The organism is Pseudomonas sp. 14P_8.1_Bac3 (genome assembly GCF_025466085.1).
GTDB lineage: Bacteria > Pseudomonadota > Gammaproteobacteria > Pseudomonadales > Pseudomonadaceae > Aquipseudomonas.
The window spans coordinates 94,584-105,839 of sequence record NZ_JANLOD010000051.1 but is presented as its reverse complement, the minus strand read 5'-3'; the positions used below and the strand labels follow the sequence as shown (position 1 = coordinate 105,839).

The following is an 11,256-nucleotide window of genomic DNA, read 5'->3' as shown; positions in this document are numbered from 1 at the left end:
TATTGTTGAACGGTGCCCGGTTGCTGCTGGCCGCCATACTGCTGGCCCGGAATCGCCTTGAGGTTGACCTCGACGCGGCGGTTCTGCGCCCGGCCGTTGACGTCGGCGTTGCTGGCGATCGGGTTGTCCGGGCCGGCGCCACGTGCCGACAGGTTGGCGCCGCTGACACCCTGGGACGTCAGGTAAGTCGCCACGCTCTGGGCGCGACGCTGGGACAGGTCCATGTTGTGCTGGCGGCTGCCGGTGCTGTCGGTGTAGCCGACGATCTCGATCTGGTTCTGGCTGAACTCCTTGAGCGAGCCGGCCAGGTTGTTCAGTGGCTGATAGAAGCTGGAAGCGATGTTCGCCGAATCAGTGGCGAAGGTGATGTTGCCCGGCATGATCAGCTTGATCTGATCACCCTGGCGCTGCACTTCGACGCCGGTATTGGCCATGCTGGCGCGCAGTTTTTTCTCTTGCTGGTCGGCGTAATAACCGTAGCCGGCAGCGGAAGCCCCCACCACGGCGGCGCCGATCAGCGCACCCTTGCCGCGGTTGTTGTGGTCGATGGCGGCGCCGGCGAGTGCACCGGCCAGGGCGCCAAGACCACCGTATTTCGCGGTTTTGCTCACGCCCGAACCACCGTCAGCCTGGCCCTGGTTGTCGTACGGGTTAGGCGAGGCGCAGCCAGACAGCAAGGCCACAGCGGTAGCGACAATAATCAAACGCTGCTTGGTGAACATGAAGAGCTCCTACTTTTGCATTCTGTGGTGCAACGGACCCAGGCATCGGCCCTTGCGGGTGTTGGATCATCTTGGATGACGAAAATTCCGTGGCCGACCATCAAGCCCGCACAAAAGGGTTGTCGCGCATTTCATCGCCCAGACGCGTGTCCGGACCATGACCGGTGACCACGGTAGCGTCTTCGTCGAGGGTATACAGGCGCTGCTTGATCGAGCGCACGATGGTCGCCTGATCACCGCCCCACAAATCCGTGCGCCCGACCCCGCGACGAAACAACGTGTCACCGGCAATCAGCAGCTTAGCTTCTGAAAACCAAAAGCTCATGGAACCCGGTGTATGACCCGGCGTGTGCAACGCTACGCCGCAGCCGCAGGCCAGCTCTTCATCATCGGCCAGCCAGCGATCAGGGGCAGGAACCGGCGTGTAAGGCACACCGAACATCTGGCATTGCATCTCCAGGTTATCCCAGAGGAATTGATCTTCCTTGTGCAGGTGCAGGGTGGCGCCGGTTTTCTCTTTCAACTGACCGGAGGCCAGGAAGTGATCGAGGTGCGCGTGGGTGTGGATGATGCTGACCACTTTCAGGCCCAGGACGTCGAGCCGCGAGAGGATCAATTCGTGATTGCCGCCCGGATCGACCACGATGGCCTTTTTCGTGACCGGATCGCCGATGATCGTGCAGTTGCACTGCAACGGACCGACGGGGAAGGTTTCGCGTATGAGGGTCGGTTTCTGGGACATCAAGGCATGCTCGATAAACAGGGACGGCGGATTTTCGCACACATTGGCGTCCCGTCCTTGAACGCCAGGTGAACCGACCAGCGACGTCAGCCCAACACGCCCAATGCCTTCGCCCGCGCTACGGCCTGTGTTCGCCGTTCCACCCCGAGCTTGCTGTTGATGTGACTGGCGTGGGTTTTCACGGTGTGCAGGGAAATAAACAGCTGGTCGCTGATCTCCTGGTTCGAACAGCCTTGGGCGATGAGTTTGAGCACCGCCAGTTCACGAGAGCTGAGCTGTTCGCAGGCGGATGACGGCTCAGCGACAACCCTTACTGGCGCGGCGGGCAATCGCTCCATCAGGCTCTGGCAAATCGCCGCTTTCGTAGCGTTTTGCAATTGTTCGCGCAGCCAGTCGGGGTGTTTGCTCAATAAACCGTCGAAAGGCTGCAGGGCGCCACCACTGGCCGCGTCGAGGGACTGGGCGAACGCCAGTCGCGCTTCCGGCTCGCGATCATGGGCAAGCAGCAATTCGGTTTTCTGTGTCAGAACCATCACGCTGAGCAGTTGACGACCGCTTTGCTGCCCATGTTCGAGCAACGCATTCAAGCGTCCTTCGGCGAGCATCGGCTGCCCTTGAATGACTTCCAGCAGCGCCTGCTGCAATTCGATGTGCAACGGCAACTGCGGATGGAATTCCGGCGGCGCCGCCGGTTGTTCGCCGTTATAGGTCTGGCCCAGACGCGCGAGCCAGGCTTCCGCCAGATCGGTACGGCCCTGGGCCAGCCAGAGTTCGCATTTGACCAGGGTGATCATCGCCAGGTAGTAGATCGGCGGGACGTCCCAGATGTGCATCAGCCGTTCGGCTTCAGCCAGTTCGGCGAAGGCCTTGGCGAATTCACCGCTGCTGCCTTCGAGCCTGGCGATCACGCAGTGACCGATCAAGACACTGATGTCACGACACGCGCGGGCTTCGCTCAACCCTGCCTGCAATCGCAGTCGCGCGGTGTGTGGTTGCAGGCGCAGCGCCAGCAGAAATCCCTCGTACAAGGTCAGCCGGGCGCGGACGGCGTAGAGCCGTTGCGGCGACAGCCCTTGAAGGCGTTGCAGGCCCTGGCGGACTTCATCCAGCGCACGCAGGATTTCCCCGCGCGCCTGCAATACGCGGGCGCGGTCGTAATGGGCCAGCGCCTCGAACAATGGATTGCCGACTCGTTGTGCCAGCTCCAGCGAATCACGGTTCAGGCCGCGCGCGCGCCACAAGTCACCGTCGGCAATCGCCAGGTTGGACAGGGTCGACAGGCACATCAACCGCTGGCCGTAACGCTTGGACGGCAGGCTCTCCAGCGCTTCGCTGCAATAGAGCAGCGTCAACGCACGATTGCCGCGGCCACGGGCGATGATCCCGCTCAAGGCCAGCCATTGCGCGAGCATGGATTTTTGCGCGGTGGCCGACGGCGCCGGCAGGAAACGACTGAGGTGGCTGGCCAGTTCCTCCGCTGCATCCAGTTGACAGGCCAGCCCCAGCGCCCAGCTGTAAAGCACGATCAGCCGTGGCGTGCTGATCAGCAGGCTGTCGGGCAAATCCATTTTCCAGCGCAGCAACATGCCGACGTTCTGTTCGGCCAGCAGTTGTTCTTCGGAGAGGTTCTGCACCAGGTTCGCCGCCACGTCCAGGTGGCCGGCGCGCAACGCCTGCTCCACCGCTTCGTCGAGCAGGCCCTGGGCGTTGAACCAGCGACAGGCGCGCAGGTGCAGGCTGGCCGCCGGCACCATCGCCTGGCGGGTCGGTCGGGTGCGTAGCAGGTCGGAGAACAAATGGTGATAGCGATACCAGTGACCGTGCTCGTCCAGCGGCACCAGGAACACTTGGTGGGCGAGCAGAAAACGCAGGATCTCGGCGCTGTCATGGGCCTCGCGAACGGCGTCGCACAGCTCACTGCAAAAGCGCTCCTGCGGCGCCGTGTCATACAGAAATGCCTGCACGTCGGCGGGCAGGCAATCGATGACTTCTTCGAGCAGGTAATCGCGGATCAACCCTTCCCCGCCATTCAGGGACTGGGGCAACGCGCCTTCGGAGCCGGCTTCGGAAGCCGCCAGCAACCAGAAGCGCAGGCCGGCAACCCAGCCTTCGCTGCGCTGGATCAGGTTCTCCAGCGCTTCGCCGCGCAGGGAGGAGCTGTGCCGGTCAAGCAGGCTCAGGGCTTCATCGTAGGTCAGGCGCAAGTCTTGTTCATGCAACTCAAGCAGTTGCCGGGACAGCCGCAGACGCGCCAGATGCCAGTCCGGCCGCTGACGACTGGTGACCATGACCAGCAAGCCGTCGGGAAGATGATTGAGGAAAAACTGCAGACAGCGATCTAGCACCGGGCCTTGGGCCAGATGGTAGTCATCGAGCACCAGCAGCAGCGGCGCTGTCGGCAACAGATGCACGGCCAGCTCGTCGAGCAAACCGTCCAGCCATTCTTCGAAGGCGAACGGTTGATGGCGCTGACGCATTTTCAGCAGGCCCAGGGACTGACGGCCCAACTGCGGAAAAAAATCCTGCAGGCCTTCGAGCAATCGTTCCAGGAAACGGCCCGGATCGTTGTCCCGCGGGCTCAACCCCAGCCACAGGCTTTGCCAGTGACCGGGCAACCCCTGGCAAAACTCCACCGCCAGCGAACTCTTGCCAAACCCCGCCGGCGCACTGACCAGCAACAACCTGCCACCCAGCCCGGCGCTCAGACGCTCGCATAAACGCGGCCGCAGCACATGACCGTCCGGCAACGGCGGACGAAAAAAACGTCCATCCAGTGTCGCGACGGCAACGCTTGCAGGGCCCGGGAGTGGGGACAGATCAGTCATGGCCGGCTCTTGTTTGAAATGCTGTTGGCGGCGTTGCAGATGTCCGCAGACTAGCGGTAAACGAAGCGGTAATGAAGATTATTGCTACAAATGGCTACAAAAAGTCTACGAACAGCGTCGTCAGCAAACCAAGCACAACATCTCACCCTAGCAGCGCGTAGCCGATACGCAAAACCTAAAAAAAACGCCCCGAACCAGTCGGGGCGTTTTTCGAGGATGCGGCCTCTTCAGGAACCGTTAGCGAACGCCATCCTGACGCAATGCCGCCGGCGTAAAGTCGCTGGTGGTGGCCGTAAAGCCGAAGTCATACGCCGACTTCTCTTCGTTCTTCATGCCCAGCGCCAGGTAACGGCCCGATTGCAGGTCGTACAAGGTTTCCAGGGTGTACCAAGGCACTTGCACGTTGTAGTAGTTCTGGGAGTGAGCTTCCGCCACACGCCACAACTGGTTACGACCGTCGTAGTGATCGATCACCGCGGCTTGCCAGGTGTCTTCGTCGATATAGAAGTCACGTTTGGCGTAGATGTGCCGCTGACCTTCCTTCAGGGTCGCGACCACATGCCAGACCCGGCGCAGCTCGTAACGAGCCAGATCCTGGTTGATGTGACCGGCCTTGATGATGTCGGTGTACTTCAGCTTCGGATCGTCGAGCTTGTAGCTGTCGGAGGCGATGTACATCTCTTTCTTGCCTTCGAGTTTCCAGTCGTAACGATCCGGTGCACCGTTGTACATGTCCAGGTTATCGGAAGTACGCAGGCCATCCGCCGCGGTACCTGGCCCGTCATAGGACACTTGTGGTGCACGACGCACACGACGCTGACCGGCGTTGTAGACCCACGCCGAACGTGGCTCTTTCACCTGGTCGAGGGTTTCGTGCACCAGCAGCACACCACCGGCCAGACGTGCCGGCGCGGTCACTTTCTGCTTGAAGTAGAACAGGATGTTGCCCGGGTTCGCCGGATCGTAGTCCTTCATCTTGTCGCGGAACACGAACTGGTCCTGGAAGTACACCAGGCTGAACGAGCCATTGGGCTGCGGTGTAGCCTGGGTCACCAGACGGGTCACGCTGCCACCGCGATAGCGGGTGATGTGGTTCCAGATGACTTCGACGCCGGTTTTCGGAATCGGGAACGGCACGGCCGTCTCGAAGTTTTCCAGCCCGTTGCCGCCCGAGATCAGGTTGGTCGTGGTGGCGTTCTTCTTGATCGCGGCGAACACGTCATCCGGCACGGTGGCGCCGCGATGGGACGGATAGACCGGCATCTTGAAGGTGTCCGGGTAGCGCTTGAACATCGCGTACTGGCCCGGAGCGAGCTTGTCCTTGTACTGGTCGACGTTCTGCGCCGTGATGGTGAACAGCGGTTTTTCACTGGCGTACGGGTCGGACAGGAAACCTTTGCTGTCGACGGTACCGGCGTTCTTCGGCAACGGCTTCCAGGCTGGAATCGAACCGTCGGCATTGCCCGCCATCTCGGCGCCCATCGGGGTCAGGCTCTTGCCCAGCTTGTCCGCTTCGGCCGCAGGGACCGCCGCCATCACGCTGGTCGCCAGCAACGTCAGCCCCAGAACGCCGGCGTGGAACAGACTCTTTGTTGTTTTCATAGGTGTGTTCGTCCTGAAAATGCAGTGCTTAGAAGTTCACGCCGAAGCTGAGCGCAACGAAGTCGCGGTCATCCACGGTGGTGTACTTGCCGTCAAAGAAGTTGGTGTAGGCCAGGGACGCTGTGTAGGTGTTCTGGTATTCGGCGTCGACACCCAGGCTGACCGCTTTGCGACCTTCCTCGAAGTTGCCGCCAGGGCCAGGCGAGTAGCCGTCGACGTCATGGGACCAGGCAATGTTCGGCTTGAGGTTCACACCGGAGAACACGTCGTTGTATTCCCAGATCGCACGAGCACGGTAGCCCCAGGAGTCGGTGGTGGTGAAGCCGTCGTTTTCGCAGTAGCGGCTGACGTTGTTTTGCGGACCGCCCGCCAGGGTCGATGCGTTCAAGGTCTGGCACTGACCGCCTGGCAATGGGCCCGGGCCGTAGCTCGGGTCACGCCCGTAACGCGCTTTCGAAGTGCTTTCCAGGCCGCCGACGTGGGTCCAGCCAACCTCGCCCACCAGGGTCAGTCGTTCTGCGCCCATTACCTGGTCGAAGAAGTGCGTAAAGGTCGTTTGCAGCTGGCTGACTTCCTTGCGGCGATAACCTTGTTGATCCTGGCCAGGACGTCCTTGCAGCACGGAAACGTTAGGGTTCAGCGGGGTGAGGCCAGAGTAGAGGATGTCAGTGGTGTTGAGTTGCACCGGCGCGTTCGGGCGATAGCTGAACTCACCGCTCCATGCGGTGCCGGTAGGCAACGTAGTGGAGAAGCTCAGGCCATACAGGCGAATATCTTCCGGGTACTCGACGTAGTAGCTGGAGTTACCCGCGACCACCAATGGCAGGGTCTGTGCCGCCAGCCCGTTAGCGCCACCGACAATGCCAGGCACGGCGGCGCCCGGAATACCCGCGCCAACCAGTGCGCCACCGAGAGCACCGCCCAGAGCCGTCGCGTTATAGGCGCTCGCTGGAGCCCCCTTGCCACTGAAAATCGGCGCACGGCTGTGGTAGTTCATGAAATAGGCACCGAACTCGGTGTCCAGCGGCTCGAACATGTATTTGAACGACACGCCGAACTGGCCGCTGTCACGTGCATCGCGATCCGGACCGCGACGCACGATGGCACCTTCATCCGGGTTACCCCAGTTCACGCCACGGGCAGCCAGCGTGTTGAGGACAGCGTTACGCGCACCGGCCGGTAAACCAGCGGCTGCCAGGCCACCGTTGAGCCCGTTACGGGTCCGCAGCACGGCCAGGTTGTTGTCGCAGCCATCGGAAATCACGTCCGGTTGCGAGAAGAAGGTGCCGCAGTTGTCGGTAACGGTCTGGTCCCATTCGAGCTGATAGAACGCTTCGGTCGACAGGTTCTCGGTCAGGCTCTGGGACACGTAGAACATGTTGACCGGAATCAACCCTTCCTTGATCTCGGCACCTGGACGACGGAACGCGGAAACGTCGATCGGGTTGATCGAGTTGATGCCGCCGCCGATGAAGGTACTTTCACCCCAGCTCACGACCTGTTTGCCCAGGCGCACGGAACCCGGCTGATCGGCAACGGTGTAGTTGTGGTAGACGAAGGCGTCGAGAATCTGCCCGCCGGAGGACTTGGCGCCTTCCTTGCGGTTGTCGTTGCTAATGTCCTTGAACGGACGGCTTTCGTCCTGGAGTTCGAAGTCATACCAGTATTTGCCCCGGACGAAGACCCCGGTGTCGCCGTATTTCAATTCAAGGTCATGGATACCCTTGAAGATCTTCGAGAAGGTTTCGCCGCTCTTGAAGTTCAAGTGGCCGTCATCGGAGGTCTGGGACAGACCGCGACCACCGTTGTTGACGCCGATGAGGTTCTTGTTCGCGTTCTCGGTGGACCAACTGGCGCCGATCGACAGGGATGAGTCGAACTGACCTTCGATTTCACCAACGTTGAAACTGACGCCGAATGCGGGCCCGGCGAGCGTAGAAGCAAGACTGACCGCCAGAGGCAGTTTTGCCCGGCGCCAGAACTGGTTTACTGATGTCATCGACGCTACTCCATGTGCATTATTGTTATGGCAGTGAGTACTTTTAAAAACGCTGTGGCTGACCGGGAGCCAAGGCTTCCCGAAGTCATTCCAAAGTTGCATCGCCCCGTGTTGTGCGTTTGCCCCGTTCTTAAAAATCCTTGAGCGGACTATAGCCAGCAGGTAGTACTGCTTGATCCCTCTAAAGTGTGATTTGCAGCTGCCAGCCACTCTGGAACAGTCCTTTCGCCAGGCCGACACCTGTCGGCAGGGCAAGGATGGCTGAAAATTCGGATTTGACAAGCCAAGCGCTTGCTTGGTGGGCCTGGCGCGCCCTTTCGGGCACGCCGGAAGACGCTTAAAGCGTCGAGAGGAAGGTGCTGTTGTTCGCTTGCCACTCGGTGATGTCGACGCGAATCCGCTTCTTGTCGAGCTTGCCGACACTGGTCTTGGGAATTTCAGTAACAAGGGCGATCTGGCTCGGGATGGCCCACTTGCTCAGGTGCCCCAGTTCCACAAAAGGCTTGAGGTGTTCCTTGAGTTCCTTGGCCCCTATGACGTGGCCTTCGCGGATCACCAGCAGGGCAAACGGCCGTTCGCCCCACTGCGGGTCGGCGATGCCCACCACTGCTACTTCACGTACCGCTGCATGGCGACTGATCAGGTCCTCGAGGTCCAGGGAGGAAATCCACTCGCCGCCGGTCTTGATCACGTCCTTGATCCGGTCGCGGATGTCGATCACGCCCATGCTGTCCAGGGTCGCCACGTCGCCGGTGTGCAGCCAGCCGCCGGCCCAGAGTTCGGCACCCTTCTGCGGTTCGTTGAAATACCCTTCGGTCAGCCACGGCGCACGCAACACCAGCTCGCCTTGGGTTTCGCCATCGGCGGGCAGGAAATGGCCATCGGTGTCGACGATCGCCGCCTCCACCAGTGGCCCCGGCACCCCGGCCTTGATCCGGTAAGTGGTGCGTTCGTCTTCGGTGCCCGCCATCAATTCGTCGTTAAGGTGCGCGCACGAAACCAGCGGCCCGGTTTCCGACATGCCGTAAGCGGCCGTCAGTTGGATGCCCTTGGCCTTGGCCGCTTCGTACAGGGCTCGATTCAGGGCACTGCCGCCGATGACGATTTTCCAGCCACCAAAGTCCGTGCCTTGCGCGGATTTGGCGTTGAGGACCATTTGCAGGATGGTCGGCACGCAGTGGGAAAAGGTGACCTTTTCCTTGCGCCACAGCTCCACCAGGTATTCCGGATCGTAGCGCCCGGGATAGACCTGCTTGAGCCCGAGCATCGTCGCCACGTACGGCAACCCCCAGGCGTGCACGTGGAACATCGGGGTGATCGGCATGTACACATCATTGGTGCCCAGCAGCCGGACGCTGTCGATCGCGCCCATGATGGTCGACACGCCCATGGTGTGCAGGACCAGTTGCCGATGGGTGAAATACACGCCTTTGGGATTGCCGGTGGTGCCGGTGGTGTAGAACGTGGTGGCGACCGAGTTCTCGTCGAAATCCTGGAAGTCGTACCGGGTGCTCGCGGCCGCCAGCAACTGCTCGTACTCGCCGACCAGGTTCGGCAGGTCTGCAGTTTTCTCCGGCAGGTCGGTCAGCAACAGGGTTTTCTCGACCGTCGTCAGGTGCCCGGCAATGGCGTTGTACAGCCCCACAAACTCACTATTGACCAGGACAAAGCGGTCCTCGGCGTGGTTCATGGTGTAGAGAATCTGTTCCGGCGACAGGCGCACGTTGATGGTGTGGATCACCGCGCCGATCATCGGGATGGCGAACATGCATTCCAGGTAACGATGGCTGTCCCAGTCCATCACCGCCACGGTGTCGCCGGCCTTGACGCCCGCCTCGGTCAATACGTTGGCCAGGCGTGCAACCCGTTCGATCAGGGTCGGGTAGCTGTAGCGCAACAGGTCGCGGTAAATGATCTCGCGGGTTTTCTCATAGCGTGCACCGGACATCAGCAGCCGTTTGATCAGCAACGGATACTGGTAGGCGCCTTCGGCTGGGGGGATAACGCGAGTCTGCAACATAAGAATCCCTTTTCTGACTGCACGGTCGTGGCTTGAAAGTAAGCACTTTAGTGCGCTTGCATGACAGCCAAATCAGCCAAAGGAATGATTTGCAGAGTCGGACAAATGCTAGCTTTGCGCCAGCATTTGCACGTATTTGCCTGCCTTACGTCATTTGTCCTACGGCAGATTCGGACGGCGTCCGTGGGAAAACCAGTGCGGCCACAAAGGTCAGCGCGGCGAAACCCGCCAGTATCAGATAAAGGCCCACAAACCCCTGGCGCGGTTCGACAAACGAAATCAGCGGAATCGCTGTCGCGCTGGCGCCGAACGACAGGCAGTAACGCAGCGCAAACACCCGCGACTGCCATTGCGGCGCGACAAAGTTGGCGACCATCGCGTCGTTGACCGTTACCTGGCCGAACACCACGAACATGAACGCCGCGCCCGCCACGATGACGGACCAGCCATCGGCATAGGCCAACGCCAACAGCAGTGGCGCCTGGCACAGCGTCAACAGGATGAACGGCCATTTCAGGCTGAAGCGATGCAACACCCGACCGATGCTCAACTGCGCCACCGCACCAAAGGCATACGCCAGACTGACCACGACACCCAGAGTCTGCGGCGAGGCAAACAGCTCGTGCAGGCGCTCCTGAAACAGTTTCGGGTAGGTCATGGTCGTGGCGTTGAACACTACGCCGCCCGTCGCCGTGGCCAGGGCCAGCACGCCAAACACCATGACCATGGATATGGTCTGACCGGCTGCGCCCTTCAGGCGCGTGTGCGGACGCTGCGGGATCGGCTCTTCACGCACGTGCAGTGCAAAGCCGATTCCCAACCCGATCGCCACCAGTCCGGGGACGATAAACGCCGAACGCCAGCCGAATTGCGCCACCAGCAACCCGGTGATCAAGGCCGAAAACGCCACACCGAGGTTGCCCCACATGCCGTTGATACCAATCTCGCGACCGCGATTCTCGGCGTAGGCGACCAGCATGGCGGTGCCCACCGGGTGATAGATCGCGGCGAAGATCCCGATCAGCGTCAGCCCGAGCACCAGCATCGCCGAACTACTGCTCAACCCGGTAAAAATCGCCGACGCACCGATGCCGAAGAAAAACACCAGCATCATCTGCCGACGACTCCAGCGGTCCCCCAGCCACCCGGCCGGTAGCGAACAGGCGCCGAAGGCAATGAAGCCGCCCAGTGACAGGCCGATCAGCGCCGCGTAATCAAGGGCGAACGCCTGGGTCATGCCAAGCACGGCGGCGGGGAAAATCAGCATGAACATGTGGTCGATCACATGGGCTGCGTTGATGTAGCGGATGACATTTCTGGACGGGTTCATCGCGGCACGCTTTACG

At 60.9% G+C, this 11,256-nt stretch carries 7 protein-coding genes; all 7 read right to left on the bottom strand.

Going from position 1 to position 11,256, the window contains the following annotated elements; all coding sequences use genetic code 11:
* Positions 1 to 722 (bottom strand): OmpA family protein (locus NTD84_RS16890; RefSeq protein ID WP_262167571.1); only part of this gene is annotated, 722 nt, incomplete at its 3' end.
* A 100-nt stretch (positions 723 to 822) separates the two neighbouring features.
* A complete protein-coding gene (locus NTD84_RS16885) occupies positions 823 to 1,464 on the bottom strand; it encodes an MBL fold metallo-hydrolase (RefSeq protein WP_262167569.1) in 642 nt (213 codons plus the stop codon).
* An 86-nt stretch (positions 1,465 to 1,550) separates the two neighbouring features.
* Positions 1,551 to 4,289, bottom strand: a complete 2,739-nt coding sequence (locus tag NTD84_RS16880) for a LuxR C-terminal-related transcriptional regulator (protein ID WP_262167567.1) — start codon at positions 4,287 to 4,289, stop codon at positions 1,551 to 1,553.
* A gap of 237 nt (positions 4,290 to 4,526) precedes the next feature.
* A complete protein-coding gene (locus NTD84_RS16875) occupies positions 4,527 to 5,891 on the bottom strand; it encodes a DUF1329 domain-containing protein (protein ID WP_262167565.1) in 1,365 nt (454 codons plus the stop codon).
* Between the two features lie 28 nt (positions 5,892 to 5,919).
* On the bottom strand, positions 5,920 to 7,890 hold the full coding sequence (locus tag NTD84_RS16870; RefSeq protein WP_262167563.1) for a DUF1302 domain-containing protein: 1,971 nt from the start codon (positions 7,888 to 7,890) through the stop codon (positions 5,920 to 5,922).
* Between the two features lie 337 nt (positions 7,891 to 8,227).
* The gene (locus NTD84_RS16865) at positions 8,228 to 9,910 is read right to left on the bottom strand and encodes a fatty acid--CoA ligase (RefSeq protein WP_262167561.1); all 1,683 of its coding nucleotides are present in this window, start codon (positions 9,908 to 9,910) and stop codon (positions 8,228 to 8,230) included.
* 145 nt (positions 9,911 to 10,055) lie between these two features.
* Positions 10,056 to 11,240, bottom strand: coding sequence for an MFS transporter (locus NTD84_RS16860; protein ID WP_262167560.1), 1,185 nt, complete (start codon positions 11,238 to 11,240; stop codon positions 10,056 to 10,058).
* Positions 11,241 to 11,256 lie beyond the last annotated feature (16 nt).